The organism is Acidipropionibacterium jensenii DSM 20535 (assembly GCF_000425285.1).
Taxonomy (GTDB): Bacteria; Actinomycetota; Actinomycetes; order Propionibacteriales; family Propionibacteriaceae; genus Acidipropionibacterium; species Acidipropionibacterium jensenii.
In genome coordinates this window covers 1-16,451 of the sequence record NZ_AUDD01000015.1, presented here as the reverse complement: position 1 = coordinate 16,451, position 16,451 = coordinate 1, and the positions used below count along the sequence as shown (strand labels likewise).

Genomic DNA, 16,451 nt, shown 5'->3' with positions numbered 1-16,451 from the left:
CTCAGGCGCCGCACTTCTGCGGGTCATGGTGGTCGGGACTGCAGATCCACGGAGATCCCAGTCCGTTGAACTTCGAGACGGTCTTCTCGACGCCGTCCGCCGAGTACAGGGTGGTCAGCGCATTCCCGTCGGACTGGACCGCCAGGGTGTAGTAGTCGCCGACGGCCACCTCGGAGTCCTCGGACGGGAAACGGGAGTCCCCGGTCTGCATGCTGCCATCCTCGGACAGCACCAGCGGCGCCCGGTAGCTGCTCGTCACGGTGAGCTTGAGGGTCGTCGCTGACGGCACCGTCACGCGGAAGTCCTTCACCTCGGCGCACTCCTTGTCATCGCAACTCCCACTGCCGGGCCCCATGCCGCTGTAGGTGCGCGCGACCGATACCGCCCGTCCGTCGTCGCGAATGGTGAGGTTGAGGCCGTGCAGCTCCCACTGCCGGCTCATCCCGGCGGGCAGGTCGTTCGAGGGTGGCATACAGTGGCACAGCACGATGACCACCACCCGACCAGCCGCGTCGTAGGTCACATCCCAGGCCAGGCCCTTCTCCCGGTCCGCCACGTACACCACATGCCCGGCGCCCGAGGCCGGGCCCGAGACCGACTCCCCCAACAGTGCATCGACACTCGAGCGCGACGACCCCACCCCCAGCTCGTCGATCGTGCGGTTCGCCAACGGATTGATCACCGTCAGCACCCCTCTGTCAAAGCCCCACTCGCACCCGCGCCACACCCGAAGGTCACCGTCCTGCCGCCGAAGGTCCGCGAGGTCCCGCCGGACACGCTCGGAAAACCGGGATTCTCCTTCGCGATCGTGGCCCACGGCTGCCCCACGGACACCCCCTGGACTCCCTGAGGGGACAGTTTCTGACGAGCCGACCCGATCGGCGACCACCCACCGGCCTTCAGGGCCTTTGCCCGAGCCACCACCGAGGAGCCCGACGACCCGGCCAGGGGCTGCTCCACCGTCACATCACCACAGCCCTTGCTCTTGGTCACGTCATCACCGGGAGTCCTCGATCCGTAGGCCACCAACCCCACAGATGTTGACGAGTCCAGGCCCGACACCAGGGAGGTCACCGCGTCCTGGGCGGCCTTCATCCGGGTGACCCCGCCACCAGCGTCATCACGACGCATCGACCCGGACGCGTCCAGAATCACCACCACGCTTCGTCCGGCCGGACCGGATGCCGACGGGGACGCCGCCTGGCTCGCGGGCCGCTGCGAGGCGGGAGCCGATCCGGATGAGGACGCCGAGGACCCCGAAGCCGCACGGGAGGCACCACCCGGGAGCCCTCCGCAGCCACTCGCTGCCAGCATCACCAGAACTGCCGCGCCGCAGCACCACCCTGCCACGACACCACCGCGCCGAACCCATCAGCAATCCCCGGAACAGGGGACAGGATCACCGGACCCCCAGTCGCACCATGTCGAAACGGGGTGACGGCCTGCCTCAGGGGTTCGTCCCGTCTCCTCGCCCGCAGGTCGAGGTCCTCACCACCAGCTGCGGGGGCAGCACGACGTCGACCGGATCGGTGCGTCCGGCGAGTCTCTCGACCACCAGCGCGACGACCCGGCCGGCCATCGTCGAGGTGCTCGGGTCGACCGTGGTCAACGACACCCCGGGAAGGCCGGAGACCACCGTGTTGTCGAAACCCGTGACGCCGACGTCCCGGCCGGGCCTCAGGTGCTGAGCGGCCAGCTGCCCGACCGCGGCCAGGGCGATCAGGTCGTTGTGGCAGCACAGACCGAAGCCGCGCCCGTACTGCTTGACGATGCGCGCGATCACCGGGCCCAGATCGTCGAGCCGGACCATCTCGACCCGGGGCTCGATACCGGCCCCCTCGCAGACCTGACGGTAGCCGCGCACCCGGTCCCCGGCGGAGTCGCCGGAGACCGGCCCCTCCACCCCGAGACAGATGAGCGGGCGATAGCCCTCCTCCAGCAGACGCTCGGTCACCAGGCGGGCCCCCAGGGCGTCATCGGTGTGCACCAGGTCGACGCTGCCGGGGCCGGCGTTGCGGGTCACCACGACGGTCGGCACCCGTCGGCCGACCCGCTCCAGCTCCTCACCGCCCAACTGCGGGGAGACGAGGATCAGTGCGTCCACGTTCATCTGCAGGAAGCGGTCGATGACCAGCCTCTCGTCGGCTGGATCCTGGTCGACCGGGACGATGAACGGGAGGAGTCCCTCGGCCTCGCAGTGCCGCCTGATCATCTCGAGCAGTTCGCCGTTGAAGGGGTTGACCAGCCCGGAGATCGCGATGCCGATGAACCCGGTCCGCCGGGCCGCCAGCGCCCGCGCGGCGACATTGGGGCGGTACCCGAGGGTCTTCATGGCCGCCTCCACGGCGGCCCGGCTGGCGGGCGAGACCCTCGGGTCGTTGCGGGACACCAGGGAGACCGTCTGGCGGGACACCCCGGCCATCCTGGCCACCTCGACCTGGGTCGGTTGTCTTCCGTTCATCACTCCCCCTCCGCTCGGCGTCCCGCCTCACCCACCGTCCACGCTCCGACAACCGTCCCGCTCCGTCACGACAGTCTGCTCCTACAGGTGCCGGGACGGACCTCTCTGGAGTCCTCAGATGTGAACGGTCGGACTCACTTGAGTCCCAGGCCGCACTCCGCCAGGTACTCGCGGGTGGCGATGGCGTTGGGCTTGGGCAGACCCGGATCGCAGGGGTACAGGTCCTGCTCGCAGACCACGTAGATGTCCTTGTCCAGCTCGGACAGCGCGTTGACCAGCTTCTTCATGTCGGGCTCACCGGCCGGCGGGCGGACCGAGGCCCCCTTGGCGACGGCCTCGCCGAAGGGCCAGTCCTTCTCGTGGGCCTCGCGGGTGATCTCGGGGTCGAAGGCCTTGATGTGCACATAGGTGATCCGCTCGGGGTACTGCTTGATGAGCTCGATCGGGTCTCCTCCGCCGTAGACGACGTGGCCGGTGTCCAGGCACAGGTTCACGTAGGTGGGATCGGTGGCGTCGAAGATCCGGGCGATCTCCTCGGGGGTCTCGATGTGGGAGTCGCCGTGCGGATGCAGCACCATCTTGAGGCCGTACTCGTCGAGCAGCATCTGGCCGAGCTTGTTGGCGTTCTCGATGAACAGCTTCCAGGCGTCGTCGGAGAGCACCCGGTCGTCAGTCCACTCCCAGGTCTTGTCGTCGCGGTAGAGCGGGGGCAGGTGCACGATGTACTCGGCGCCGACGGCCGCGTGGGTCTCGGCGATCTTGCGGAAGGTCTCCACGGTGGTAGGCCAGGCCTCGGCCTTGTGCAGGACTCCCCAGCCGGTGCCGGCGACCACCTTGAGGCCGAACTCATCGGTCCATCTCGTGAGTTCCTTGGGGTCGGTCGGGAAGTACCCGTAGGGGCCCGTCTCCAGAATCTCGAATCCGGCCTCCGCCATCTCCTGCATGGCCTGGCGCGGGGCGATCTGCTTGGGGTCGTCCGGGAACCAGACTCCCCACTGATCGGGACAGACGCCGATGGCGAGCTTCGAGTACTTCGGATCGTTCGTGTTGCGTGCCTTGGGGGCCATTCCCGCTTCTCCTCATCGTTGAGAGCTCCGCCGTTGGAGCGCTCCAACGAGCGTAGGACAGGTTCCCGTGGTCTGTACAGTCATGTGCGCGGCTCAGTGGCCGGACGCGCCCGGGGACCTGCGCCACGCCCATCCCAGCGCGATGATGGCCAGGATCAGCGCCACCAGCGTGATGACCGAGCCCTCCGCCCCGAAGGCACCCCCGGTGACCACCGCCGATGCGCTCGGCGACGTCGTCTGGGACAGCACGGAGTGTCCGAAGCTCAACCCCGAGACGTCGTATCCCAGCACCATTCCCTGGGCCCAGTTCCACACCGCGTGGAAGCCCATCGCCGCCCACAGGTTCCCCCGCCACAGCACCAGCAGGCCGAGCATGATGCCGAAAGCGGCCACATTGCCCAGCGCCACCGGACCGGCCCCCGGATTGGAGCCGTGCAGGACCGCGAAGACCACCGCCTGGATCAGCAGACCCGCCCAGACCCCCCACCTGGCGCAGACCCCCTGCATCACGAACCCTCGTAGAACGGCCTCCTCGGCCGATCCCTGGATGGCGAAGAGCACCAGGATCGCGATGATCACGGCGATCCCGGTGACCCCGGAACCGCCCCAGTGGAACCTCACCTGCCCCGAGGCGGCCATCACCACGGCGTCGACCGCGAGGATGGCGAATGCGATCCCGAGCCCGATGAGCAGATCGGTCCTCCTGCCGTCCAGCCCGATCCGGCGCAGTGGGCGGTGCTCGGCCAGTCTCAGCCAGGCCCACAGCAGCACCCAGACCGGGACGAAGGAGGCCAGCAGCAGCACGGTCCCCCGCGATGACGCGGTGTCCACGCCCACCAGCTGGGCAGGGATCTGGACGAAGAGTTGACCGACCGCGATGAAACAGGCCCCGAGGATGGCGACCAGCCCGGGATGGGTCGGGCCGGCCTGTGCGAGGAAGTGCCCGGTCGGGGTGGACTGCTGGACGGGTGAGGTCACCCGGGCAGACTATCGCCCGGTCCCTGCCCGACCCCGATCCGCGGCGGCGTCACGGTTCCGACGTGCCGATTCCGACGGCTCAGTTCCACCGGCTCAGTTCCACCGGCTCAGTTCCACCGGCTCAGTTCCAGACCTTGCCGGCCTCCCAAGTTCCCGAGGAGACCACCGGGGTCACCGTCGTCGAGATCACCGATCCCTCGTGGGGGGTGTGAGGAAGATCGGCCGGCAGAGCCAGCGTCATCGGCACCGAGGTCTTGCCGATCACCCGCAACCAGTCGACCCCGGTGAGCTCATTGGTGCGTCGCTGCACCTTCTGGCACACCATCGTCATCTGGGTGGCCGCGCTGGCCTGGTCCCGGGTGGCGCGTCCGGCGCTGATCTCCAGCAGCCACGGGGAGATCAGGGTTCCGGCCGAGAAGGCCAGCTCCTGTCCCATCGAGCCCTCCTCGGAGTGGCCGTAGGCCTCCTCCGAGTCGTAGATCTTCGGGAAGTCGGTGGCCACCGCGCCGACCCTCAGGTGCTCGATCCGCTTGGGCTGGTCCGACCCCGGACCGGACGACAGCGGGTACTCCAGCGGATCATCGGTGTTGGCGAGGAACCGCGCCAGCCGCTGGGGTTCGGCGTCGGCGCGGCCGCTGAGGATGGTGTCCCCGGAGAGCACCCCCGAACCGTCCAGGGCCGAGCGCGACAGCCCGGCGGGGCGTCCGGGGGCGAGGACGTCGACCTGGGCCAGGGTGTCCCGGTAGCGGAACACCTCGGCGGGATGGGTCGTCGGGCAGACCAGGCTGGCCATCGTGTCCAGGTCCCCGTCGAAGGGTTTGATGAGGCCGAGCCTGGCGCCGGACGGATCGGTGTAGGCGGCCAGGATGTCGAATCCCGCCACGTGCTGGACGCCGGCCGCACCGGCGGCCAGAGCGCTGTCCACCAGCTCGTCGAGGGAGGGGGCGTCGAATCCGAGGCTGTGCAGGTCAAACGAGATCACTGCTCGATCCTACGGTGACTTCGGCACCGACCCGATCGGCGACCGGCTAACCCTGCAGAGCCCTCAGCAGTTCGTCGCGCAGTTTGGCGGACTTGCGCGGGGTGCGGTCGCCGACCACAGAGACCGTCATCCCGCCGGCCTCCTGGGTGGCGGGGGTGAAGGCCGAGCCCTTGCGCCCGGCATCCCCGCGCACGCAGAAGATCCGCTGGCGCTCGGCCTCCGCCGCGATCGCGGCATTGACCTCCGGGTCGTTGGTGAGCGCCTGGACGAACCACATGCCGTTGAGGTCCGAGGGGGTGAAGGCCCGGCGCTGCAGATCCACCAGACCCTTGCGGGCCAGCCTGCCCAGCTGGATCCCGGTGTTCGGGGCCACCACGTGGACCCGCGCACCGGCCTCCAGCAGGCGCACCACGCGGCGCTCGGCGACATGGCCGGCACCGACCACCAGGACATCCCTGCCCTGCAGTCTCAGCCCCGACATGTACACCGGAGCACCCTCCCCCAGGCCGACCTCGTCGAGCGGCTCGCGGTAGCGGTCCACCACCACGTCGGCGAGCTCATCGCAGTCGCCGATCACCTCGGCGATGCGCACCTCCACATCGGGTCGGGCGGAGTTCCACGCCTCGACCTGCTCGGTCATCCACCGGTGCAGCAGGCCCGGGAACAGGAAGTTGCCGACCACCACGATCTGGGTGGCTCCCTGGCAGGCCAGCAGGGTGAGGGCCTCGGGCAGGGCCGGACGGGTGACCTGGATGAAGGCCGGCTGGACGCGGTTGAGCCCGCTCTCCTCCCAGAACAGCCGGGTGAGCTGGTAGTGCGCGGCATTCGCATCGGGGGCCAGGGCGCCACGGCCCACCAGCACGGCGGCGGTGTCCCTGGGCTTCCAGGCCTCCCCGGAGGCCGGCTCCATGGCCTGGGTCAGTCGCCGCACCAGGGCCTGGCGCAGCCGGGCATCGGGCTGCAGGGGGCGGGAGTAGACCACCCGGGAGTCGCCTCGTCCCTCCTCGATCGCCTCGGGGATGTCCTGCTGGACGTGTCCCCCGGTGTTGATCATCAGGGGCACCACCACGGCGTCCGGCCCGCCCGGATCCGCGGCGGGGTCGGCGTCCTCAGCGGTCTGCGGGGACGCGACCGACGGCGTCTCCTCGGCCCGCTCGGACTGCCCGGCCGTGATCGCGGCGGCGACCGCCTCGGCGATGGGCGGCTCGGCGAGCTCGACGAAGCCGAGCTCCACCGGCACCCCGGGGAGCTTGCCGGCGACCCGGCGCACCAGGGCGCGACAGGTCTCCACGCCGTGGGTGTCGCGGGTGCCGTGCGCGGCGATCACCAGCGGGACCCCCGAACCGAGGTCCGCCACGGTGGCTGTGCCTCCCGCCAAGCTGGCGGAGGCTGATGTGGGAGTGCGATCGGTCATGGTCATCCTTCCTGGGTCCGGCCATCGTTGCCGGCCTCATCGGCGCTGTCCTTGCGCGCCTTTCGCTGCCCGAAGTAGGAGGCGTCATCGGCCTTCGGCAGGTCACGGTGAGAGTAGTTCTTCTGGCTGTGGGCGCTGATGGCGCCGTCCATCCAGTGGTAGTCGCGCGGGGTGACCATCATCTGACGGCCGTCCCCGGAGGTGACGTACTTGGTGGTGGAGGAGCCCACCACCACCATCGCCGTCATCCCCACCCACTCCGGTTTGAACTCGGCCAGGGTGGACATGATGACCTCCTGCTGACGTCGTTCGGCGTGGGAGATCATCGCCACCGGGGTGGTCGGCGGCCGGTGCTCGGCCATGATCGCCAGGGCGTCGGGCAGCTGGTGGGTGCGGGTCCGGGAACGCGGGTTGTAGAAGGTGGTGACCAGATCGCCCTCGGCGGCGGCGTGCACCCTCTTGAGGATGAGATCCCAGTCGGTGTGCAGGTCCGACAGGCTGATGGTGGCGTGATCATGGCCCAGCGGGGCGCCCAGGATCGCCGAGATGGCGAGCTCGGCGGTGATGCCGGGGACGATCTCCACATCGATGCCGTCGGTGCCCATCTCCAGGGTGGGTGAGGCCATCGCGTAGATCGCCGGGTCCCCGCCGCACACGAAGGCGACGTTGTTGCCCGCCCGGGCGGCCTCGATGGCGGCCTCGGTGCGCTCCTCCTCGGTGCCCATCTTGGTGGCCAGGATCTCCACCCCGGGCCGCACCAGGTCGCGGATCTGGCGGACGTAGGGGGCGTAGCCGGCGACGAAGGTGGCGTCCTGGATGGCCTTCATGGCACGCGGGGCGAGCAGGTCGCGGGAGCCCGGCCCCAGGCCGACGACGGCCAGGTGGCCGCGGGCCGGGATCCGCCCGACCGCGCAGGTGGCCTCGGAGGTCTTGTGCTTGGGGACGATGAGCTCGGCTTTCGCGGCGAGCACCGAGGCCTCGCTGACGCTTCCGGTGCCGACCTCCCGGGCGACCACCTGGGACGGGTTGGGGGCGTCCTGGGCGGCCAGCACATCGGCCGGGTAGGTGCGGTACTCGACCCCCAGCTGATGGGCGAGTTTGATCAGTCCCAGCTCGCCGGCCTTCACCTCGTGGCTGAGCAGAGCGCTCACCGATCCGACGGCCAGTCCGGCATCGGCCAGGGTCTTGTCGAACAGGGCCCGCAGGGCCTCCACATCGGTGCCCGAGTTGCAGCCCATCCCGACCACCAGGGAGCGGGGGTGCAGGACGACGGTCGGCAGCCCATCGGTCCCGGCCGGCGCGGACTGCGCGGTGCGGTCGGTGACGATGATCTGCGCGACCGGGGAGGCGGCGTCCTCGCTGACATTCCTCGGCAGCGGGGGCAGCGGCCAGCGGTGTTCACGGACCACGGCGACGGGCCGTCCGGCGATGATCGCACCGGTGACCCCGGCGACGTCCCCCTCGTAGGACCAGCCGAGCTGGTCGAGGGCGGGCACCCCCAGGGAGTCGGTGGCGGTGGAGACGACGGCGGTCCCGCCGAGGGCCTCGGAGATCTGGCGGGCCAGACCGTTGGCTCCCCCGACGTGGCCGCCGACCAGCGGGATGGCGAACCGTCCGGCCTCGTCGACGACGACCACCCCGGGATCGGTCTTCTTGGAGGCCAGTAGCGGGGCGATGATGCGGGTGGTGGCGCCGAGGGCCAGATGGGAGACGATGAGGTCGCACTGGCCCCAGGCCTCGACCAGCCCGGCGGTGGCCGGCCCGGGGTACTTCCTGGTGGTGACCCCGAGGGCCTTGTCGATCGCCTCGGCGTGGGCGATCGCGGCATCGGTGTTGATGATCTGGCCGATGATCGGTGTCCGGTCGGAGCCGTCCGGGTTCGTGTCGGAACCCGGTGTCGGATCCTGCGGTCCGGGGGTGTTGACGTCGCCCACGAGCTCGGGGCTGACGCCGATCTCGGCCGGGTCGTCGGGGTGATGGGCCAGCACCAGCACCACATAGGGGCTGGTGAGGTCCTCGGCGTCCACCACGGCGCGGGCGGCGTCCTCGTCCAGGATCCGGATCCGCTGGTTCTCCTCGCCGATCCGCTCGGCGACCACGTAGTACCGGCCCAGGCCGGCCAGTCCGGCGACGAGCTCGGGAAGGCCCTTGTGGGGAGCGGTGAGGACGCCGACCTTGGGGTGGACCTTGGCGACCCGGATGGCCGACTCGATCCCGCCGGTGTGGGAGGACACCAGCTGGGCGTCGTCCCAGGGCAGGGCGATCGCGGCGAAGGCCGCCTGAAGGGAGCTCGGAGCGGTGATGACCTCGGGGCGCAGACCGGCCTGGCGCATCCTGCGCACCACCCCGAAGAACATCGGGTCGCCCGAGGCGACGACCGTCACCTTGGAGTCGGTGGGGAGGGACTGGATGCGCTCGATCGCCGGGCCGATGAGACCCAGGACCTGTCGCTTGTCCTCGGGCACCCCGAGCGCGTCGAGGTGACGGCGGCCGCCGACCACCAGGGCGGAGTCGGCGACGTCGCGGTTCATCGCCTCGGTGAGGGTGCCGAGATAGCCGTGGACCCGGATCATGAAAGGTCTCCCTTGGTGTCGGAGGTGGCGTTGGACGCCGTGCTGGAGGTGGCGTCGGACGCCGTGTCGAGGTGCGTGGTGGGCGCAGTGCCGGACTGCATGGTGGATTCCGTGTCGGAGGACGGCGCGGTGTCGGAGGGCTGCGCAGTACCGATGGACTGCGGGTCGGGAATGTCCTCCAGGACACCCCGGGTGCCGTGCTCCCTCAGATCGGCGTGGGCTGCGGGATCGGCCGGCCGGTACTCGTGCCGGAAGCCGGGATGGTAGAGGTGGCTGCGGGTGGCGATCGGGCCCTCGGCCAGGGCCGGGCCGACCAGCACGACGGCGTGCTTCCACAGTTTGTGGGCGCGCATCGTCTCCGACAGCTCCGACAGCGGGCAGCGGAACATCAGTTCCTCGGGCCAGGTGACCGCGTAGCCGATGATGCACGGCGTCTCGGGCGGGTAGCCGCCCTCCAGCAGAGCCTCCTGGAGGGCCTTGTTGCGGGCCGCCGACAGGTAGATCGCCATGGTGGCGCCGTGCGCCGCGAAGGAGGCGATGGTCTCCCCCTTCGGCATCGGGGTGCGACCTCCCTCCAACCGGGTGAGGATGAGCGACTGGGAGACCTCCGGGACGGTGATCTCGACATCCATCCGGGCGGCGGCCGCCGAGAAGGCGGAGATGCCGGGGATCGTCTCGAAGGCGATCCCGACCCGACGGCACAGATCCCGCTGCTCGGCGGTGGCCCCGTAGATGGACGGGTCGCCGGTGTGCACCCGGGCGACCAGCAGACCCTCGTCGCGGGCCCGGGAGTAGAGCGGCTCCAGGTCCTCCAGGGGGATCGAGGCCGAGTCGATGAGTTCGGCGCCGGCCTTGTGGCGGGCGACCATGTCGGGGTGGACCAGGCTGGAGGCCCAGATGATGATGTCGGCCTGCTCGATGACGCGGGCTCCGCGCACACTCACCAGATCGGCCGCACCCGGTCCGGCCCCCACGAAGACGACCTTCCCTTCGCCGGATCCGGTCTGGACCCTGGGGATGGGTGCCGGGGAGATCTTCGTGTGGTCGATCTCCTCCAGGGTCTTCTCGGAGCTGTGCTGAGTGGGTCGCGCGGGGCGCGCCCCATCGGTTCCGGTGGTTCCGTTCGGTCCGGTCGTACCGGTCACAGGCTTCCTCCAGTCGTGGTGCGGGACGGGGCGGTCATGACGGTCGAGAAGTAGGGCAGCGTGGTGCCCTCGGCCACGTCGTCCAGCCCGACGAGCTGCTGGGAGTCCAGGGTGACGTCGGTGCCCAGGACGGCGTCGCGGCCCCGGGAGCGGATCTGCTCGAGAACCGCCGGAAGGACGCGGCCGCCCTTGTAGACCGTGACCGAGTCGACCAGGTCGAGGACCTCACCGAGCTTCTCGACGCCGACCGTGGCCGGCACCAGCGCGAGGATCTCGCGGCCCTCGACGAGCGGGGTGGCGGTGGCCGCCGAGAGGGCCTGCATCGCGGTGATGCCGGGAACCATCGTCACCTCGACGTCGGACATCCGCTCCTCGACATTGCCGCGCAGGTAGCTGAAGGTGGAGAACACCCCGGGATCGCCGACGGTGGCCAGGGCGACGGTGTGCGCCCCGGCGTCGAAGGCGGCGATGGCGGCGTCGGCCGAGGCCCGCCAGGACTCCGCACGCTTGTGACCGATGCCGCGACGCTGCGACATCGAGAAGGGAACCCTGCGCAGATCTCCGCGCAGCTGCGGGCAGGCGGCCCGCACGATCATCTCGGCGCGACCGGGGCCGTCCCCGGACGTCTCGGTGGCGGGCACCAGGACGACATCGGCCTCGCTGAGGATGCGCGCCGCCTTGAGGGTGACCAGTTCGGGGTCGCCGGGACCCACCCCCACTCCGACAAGTCTGCGTACAGGGTTCATGGCATGGGTCATGCCGGCCTCCTCAGGTCTCTCGCCCGAAACGTGCTCGTGACGTGCCATCGGAGTGTCTGGCTGCCCCTGGGTGGGGTCACAGTGGCGGGACCGCTCCGGACTCTCACCGGATTCCTCGTCGATGGTCGCGGGCCCCAGTCTCCCACATCCGCCCGACAAGGCACCTCCCGCAGAACTGTCCGGGCAGCGGCCGGGTCGGCGACCGGGCTAACGCCGGGTCGGCGGTGGGGCCAATGCTGGGGTGACGGCCGAGTCCGCGGGGCCCGGCCTCAGCGGGCCAGACCGAGCAGCCGGTCGATGTCGACATGGGCCTCCAGGCCGTCGGCCAGGGTGTCGATCATCTGGCCGCGCAGGGCCTGGTAGCCCATCGCCCGGTGGTCGGCCCGCCAGTCCAGCCCGGCGTCGGCGGCGGCCTGCTCCAACCAGGCCCGGCGGAAGGCGTCGCACTCGAAGGCGCCGTGCCACATCGTCCCCCACACGCTGCCGACCCGACAGCCGTCCAGGAAGGGCTCCGCCTCGTCGAGCACCGTGCAGGAGCCGTGGTGGATCTCGTAGCCGCCGACCGGGATGTCGCGCCAGGACCCCTGGGACAGCGACGTCACCTTGTCGGCGGCGAAGTCCACCTCCACCGGGAGCAGGCCCAGACCCTCGATCCGCGAACCGGGGGCGGCCTCCTCCCCCTCGGGATCCAGGATCAGCCGGGAGAGCATCTGGTAGCCGCCGCACACGCCCACGACGGTGCGCCCGGCGGCCGCCCGCTCGGCGATCACCTCGGCGATCCCGGTGCGACGCAGCCAGGCCAGATCGGAGACGGTGGACCGGGATCCGGGCAGCACGAGGATGTCGGCCCGCGCGCAGGTGGTCGGATTGACCGTCACCTGGACGTCGACTCCGGGCTCCCCTGCCAGCGCGTCGACATCGGTCGCGTTGGAGATCCTGGGCAGTCGGACCGCCGCCACCCGCAGTGCGGCGGAGTCGGTGGACTCCCCCTCGTGGTGCCACCGGCCGACCTCCAGTGCGTCCTCGCCGTCGAGCCAGACGCCGTCCAACCAGGGCAGCACGCCCAGACTGGGCAGCCCGGAGCGCCGGGTGATCTCCTCGAGACCGGGGGCCAGGACGGCCGCGTCGCCGCGGAACTTGTTGATGAGATAGCCGACCAGGTGGCTGCGATCGGCGTCGTCGAGGAGCGCCCAGGTGCCGTAGATGGAGGCCAGCACGCCGCCACGGTCGATGTCGCCGACCAGCACCACCGGGAGATTCTTGGCCAGGGCCAGCCCCATGTTGGTGTAGTCCCCCTGGCGCAGATTGATCTCGGCCGGGGACCCCGCTCCCTCGCAGACCACCAGGTCGTGCTGGCCGGCGAGCTCGTCGTAGGCGGCCCACGCCGCCTCTGCGAGTTGATGGCGTCCGGTGGTGTACTGGCCGGCCTCCAGGGTGCCGCCGGGGTGGCCGCGCAGCACGACGAAGGAGCGCCTGTCGGTGCCCGGCTTGAGCAGCACCGGGTTCATCGCCGAGGTCGGTGCGACGCCGGCTGCCTGGGCCTGGAGGTACTGGGCGCGGCCGATCTCGGCGCCATCGGCGCAGACCATCGAGTTGTTCGACATGTTCTGGGCCTTGAATGGGGCCACGTCGATGCCCCGGCGGGCCGCCACTCGGCACAGGGCCGTGACGACGAGAGACTTCCCCGCGTCCGAGGAGGTTCCGGCAATGAGGATTCCGGTCACTGGTGGGCCTCCGTGGGGTGGGTGGTGGTGCGGAGGGCCGCTCTGAGGGACCTGCGAGTGCGGCGCGCACCCTTGGTGTCGCGGTCTCCGAGGGTGCCTGCGGGGCGCGGGAGGATGCCGCCGTAGAAGAGCAGGTGGCCCGCCGCGGCGACTCCGGAGACCGCGATCCCGGTGGCGGCGAAGGTCACCGCCTGGACCAGCCTGGCGGCGTCGCGGACCTTGTCGGCGTCGGGTCGGGGACCGTTTCCCAGCAGGGGGCGGTTCTCCTCCCGGGATCCGTAGTAGAGGTTGCGGCCGCCCAGGGTGACGCCGAGCGCCCCGGCCCAGGCTGATTCGCACCAGCCGCCGTTGGGGCTGGGGTGGTGGGCGTGGTCGCGGGCGAGCACGGAGAGGCTGCGCCGCCGGTCTCCCCCGACCATGGGAGCGAGCATGCAGGCAAGCACCCCGGTGATCCGCGCCGGGGCGAGGTCGAGGAGATCGTCGAGGTGGGCCGAGATCTTCCCGAACCGTTCGAACCGCTCGTTGTGGTGACCGACCATGGCGTCCAGAGTGTTGGCACCCCGATGGATGAGCATCGCCGGGAGCCCGCCGACCGCTCCCCAGAAGATGGAGGCGACCGCTGCGTCAGCGGTGTTCTCGGCCATCGACTCCACGGTGGCCCGCGCCAGCTCCGGCTCGTCCAGAGAGCTCGGATCCCGTCCGCACAGGTGGGAGAGCTGGTCGCGTGCTCCCTCGAGGTCCTCGGCGGCCAGTCTTGAGGCCATCGTGTCCCCCTCGCGGGCCAGCGAGGTGGCGCCGACCACGGCCCAGGTGGCGGCCGCGGTGACAATGACTCGCGCCACCGGGTGGTCGCGGGTGGCGCGGTCGACTGCGGCGCCGAGAACTCCCAGGGGCAGTAGACAGGCGGCGGTGTAGAGGCCGCCGCAGGTCACCGAGTCTTCCCAGACCCATTTCTCCAGCCTGTCGGCCACCGACCCGAAGACGGCAACCGGGTGGTGCTGCGGATCGGCGATGGAGCGATCGGCGAGGACACCCAGACCGATTCCGACTCCCCTGGCCAGCAGTGCGGCACCGAGTCTGCGATGTGGGGTGAACGCCATACGGTCAACCTACCAATGAGGCAGTGGCTGAGCAGTTCGGCCGAATCTCGGTGCGTTCGGCCGGGACCCAACGAGATCTGTCACGGAGGGACCCGGCAGGCGCACTATCCAGCCGCCGGCCTTTAGATGGCAGATCTCAACCGAGGGCCGGCCGCAGTAGAAACGAGATCTGCCACCAGGAACCCCGGCAGGCGCACTATCCACTCGCCGGCCCGCACGTGGCAGATCTCATCCGTCTTCCCGATCCTCAAGCTCGGCGTCATGGACCAGGATCGCCACCTGAACCCGGTTGGCCATCCCGAGACTGCTGAGGATCCGCGTCACGCAGGCCTTCACCGTGGCCACCGACAGGTACATCCGGCCCGCGATCTCGGCATTGGACAACCCGTCGGCCAGCCGCACCGCGATCTCGCGCTCGCGGGCGTTCAGCCCGGCCAGAGCCGATCGGGCCTGGTCGCGCCGTGGGTCGACCACCTCGGAGGTGGCCGCGGCGATCACCTGACCCAGGATCGTCGGCGACAGGGTGTACTCCCCCGCCGCGACGGAGCGAATCATCTCGACCATCCGGTCCGGCGCAGTGTCCTTGAGAAGGAATCCGTGAGCACCGACCGCCAGCGCCCGCAGCACCATCTCGTCGGCATCGAAGGTGGTGAGCATGACGATCCGGGGCGGATCCTCGGTGGCAAGCAGCCGCCGGGCGGCCTCGATGCCGTCGACCCGTCTCATCCGGATGTCCATCAGCACGACCCGAGGCCGGCACTGCGCGACGAGATCGAGCACCTCATCGCCGTCGCTGGCCTCCCCCACGATCCGGATTCCCGACTGCGGACCCTCGAGCAGCAGCTGCAGCCCGCTGCGGACCAGCGGGTCGTCATCCACCAGGGCAACGGAGACCGGTTCGGCCCCCTCCCGATTCACCACGGCAACCACACCTCCACCACGAACTCGCCCTGCTGCGTCCCGTAGTCGATCCTGCCAGCCAGCGACTCCACCCTCTCGGCCACCCCGATGAGACCCGACCCGGAACCCGGAACGGTGCTGCGACCGGTCTGAGACCCGCGCACGGGATTGGTCACTTTCAGCCGAACTCCCTCGCCCTTGCCTCCCGACAGCGCGACCCGCACCGTCGCCCCCGGGGCGTGCTTCCCGGCATTGGTGAGGCACTCTGCGACGATCCGGTACAGGTTCCGCCCGGTCGGGGCGGGGATCTCCTCAGGGTGCTGCAGGGCGTCATCCCACTCGATCCGCATGCCGGCCGAGCGCATCTCGTCCAACAGGTCCGCCAGATCGGCCAGGGTGGGTTGGGGGCGGGAGAGCCGACCGTCCACCTCGTCGGCATTGCGCAGCGAGCCAAGGATGCCGCGCAGCTCGTTGAGCGCCCGGCCGGCCGCCTCCTGAATGACGCCGGCCGCCCGGCGGGTCTGTTCAGGACTCAGGTCGTCCCGGGAGGCCAGGGCTCCGGCGTGCATCGAGACCAGGGTCAGCTGATGGGCCAGGGAGTCGTGCATCTCCCGGGCGATCCTGTTGCGCTCCTCGGACCGGGCGGCCAGCACCCGGATCTGCTGCTCCCGCTCCGCGGTGTCGGCCCGTTCCGACAACGAGGCGATGAGATCTCGACGGGCGCCGGTGTACAGCCCCAGAGCCATCAGCGCCGCAAACAGAGCCAGGGTCGACAGCACGATGAAGCCGAGATAGCTCAGGTACTGCGCAGTCGAGGCCCCGGGAAAGGGACGTCCCAGGGTCTTGCGCAGATCGTCGGAGAGGACCACATTGACAGCTCCGCAACCAACAAAGACGACCGTGGCGGGGAGGATCTCCCGCCACCGCCTCCGGGTGCACAGGCTCGCGAACCCCCACCCGGACGCCGCTCCGGAACTCTGCGAGACCGCGGACAGGGCGCTGAGCGCCAGGCAGATCGGTAGGGGGTGGCGACGGCGGAAGCCGACGAGAACCAGCGAGACCACTCCGGCGAACAGGTCCAGCCAGATCGGGATCACGAAGGAGAAGCCATCGCCATTGCTGATCAGCAGCACCAGGGTCACGAGGACGCACAGCCCCCACCGCCAGGTCTGCTGCCATCGGCTCAGAGGCGGTGGCGGGTAGTGGTCCTGCACGGTGGCCCGCCCGGTGAAGTCGCTCGTCACCCGGGTCACTCTAGGTGTACTTCCCCGGGACGTTGTGAACAGTTGAGCTGAGGGGGGAGGCCTCCGGCAGGATGTGGGTTACCACACACGCATCCAGGAACCGGA

At 70.2% G+C, this 16,451-nt stretch carries 12 protein-coding genes, 2 pseudogenes and 1 riboswitch; all 14 genes and pseudogenes read right to left on the bottom strand.

What is annotated here, in order from left to right; genetic code table 11:
* Position 1 precedes the first annotated feature (1 nt).
* A complete protein-coding gene (locus H590_RS0110055; RefSeq protein WP_126412848.1) occupies positions 2-682 on the bottom strand; it encodes a hypothetical protein in 681 nt (226 codons plus the stop codon).
* 2 nt (positions 683-684) lie between these two features.
* A complete protein-coding gene (locus tag H590_RS0110050; protein ID WP_161626019.1) occupies positions 685-1,155 on the bottom strand; it encodes a VWA domain-containing protein in 471 nt (156 codons plus the stop codon).
* Positions 1,156-1,447: 292 nt separating this feature from the next.
* A complete protein-coding gene (locus H590_RS0110045; protein ID WP_028703450.1) occupies positions 1,448-2,461 on the bottom strand; it encodes a LacI family DNA-binding transcriptional regulator in 1,014 nt (337 codons plus the stop codon).
* Positions 2,462-2,595: 134 nt separating this feature from the next.
* Positions 2,596-3,528, bottom strand: coding sequence for a sugar phosphate isomerase/epimerase family protein (locus tag H590_RS0110040; protein WP_028703449.1), 933 nt, complete (start codon positions 3,526-3,528; stop codon positions 2,596-2,598).
* 93 nt (positions 3,529-3,621) lie between these two features.
* The gene (locus tag H590_RS16070) at positions 3,622-4,506 is read right to left on the bottom strand and encodes a CPBP family intramembrane glutamic endopeptidase (RefSeq protein WP_126412847.1); all 885 of its coding nucleotides are present in this window, start codon (positions 4,504-4,506) and stop codon (positions 3,622-3,624) included.
* Positions 4,507-4,627: 121 nt separating this feature from the next.
* Entirely contained in the window at positions 4,628-5,488 is an 861-nt protein-coding gene (locus tag H590_RS0110030; RefSeq protein ID WP_028703448.1) for a hypothetical protein, read from the bottom strand.
* A gap of 46 nt (positions 5,489-5,534) precedes the next feature.
* On the bottom strand, positions 5,535-6,908 hold the full coding sequence (locus H590_RS0110025; RefSeq protein WP_084149436.1) for a CbiX/SirB N-terminal domain-containing protein: 1,374 nt from the start codon (positions 6,906-6,908) through the stop codon (positions 5,535-5,537).
* Positions 6,905-9,475, bottom strand: coding sequence for a precorrin-3B C(17)-methyltransferase (cobJ, locus tag H590_RS0110020; RefSeq protein ID WP_028703446.1), 2,571 nt, complete (start codon positions 9,473-9,475; stop codon positions 6,905-6,907). The genes H590_RS0110025 and cobJ overlap by 4 nt, the downstream gene beginning before the upstream one ends.
* 182 nt (positions 9,476-9,657) lie before the next feature.
* Positions 9,658-10,620 (bottom strand): annotated as a pseudogene (cobM, locus tag H590_RS16065) (precorrin-4 C(11)-methyltransferase); the annotation flags it as partial.
* On the bottom strand, positions 10,617-11,378 hold the full coding sequence (gene cobI, locus H590_RS0110010) for a precorrin-2 C(20)-methyltransferase (RefSeq protein ID WP_097799297.1): 762 nt from the start codon (positions 11,376-11,378) through the stop codon (positions 10,617-10,619). The pseudogene cobM and the gene cobI, both read right to left, overlap by 4 nt.
* A 50-nt stretch (positions 11,379-11,428) precedes the next feature.
* Positions 11,429-11,495: riboswitch (cobalamin riboswitch) on the bottom strand.
* 152 nt (positions 11,496-11,647) lie between these two features.
* On the bottom strand, positions 11,648-13,102 hold the full coding sequence (locus tag H590_RS0110005) for a cobyric acid synthase (RefSeq protein ID WP_028703444.1): 1,455 nt from the start codon (positions 13,100-13,102) through the stop codon (positions 11,648-11,650).
* A 104-nt stretch (positions 13,103-13,206) separates the two neighbouring features.
* A pseudogene (gene cbiB, locus H590_RS16060) lies at positions 13,207-14,202 on the bottom strand (adenosylcobinamide-phosphate synthase CbiB); the annotation flags it as partial.
* A gap of 228 nt (positions 14,203-14,430) precedes the next feature.
* Complete coding sequence (locus tag H590_RS0109995) at positions 14,431-15,123, bottom strand: response regulator (protein ID WP_126412845.1); 693 nt, start codon at positions 15,121-15,123, stop codon at positions 14,431-14,433.
* Positions 15,117-16,346: a sensor histidine kinase gene (locus H590_RS0109990; protein ID WP_126412844.1), complete on the bottom strand. Its 1,230-nt coding sequence runs from the start codon at positions 16,344-16,346 to the stop codon at positions 15,117-15,119. Before H590_RS0109990 ends, H590_RS0109995 begins: the two co-directional genes overlap by 7 nt.
* Positions 16,347-16,451: the final 105 nt, after the last annotated feature.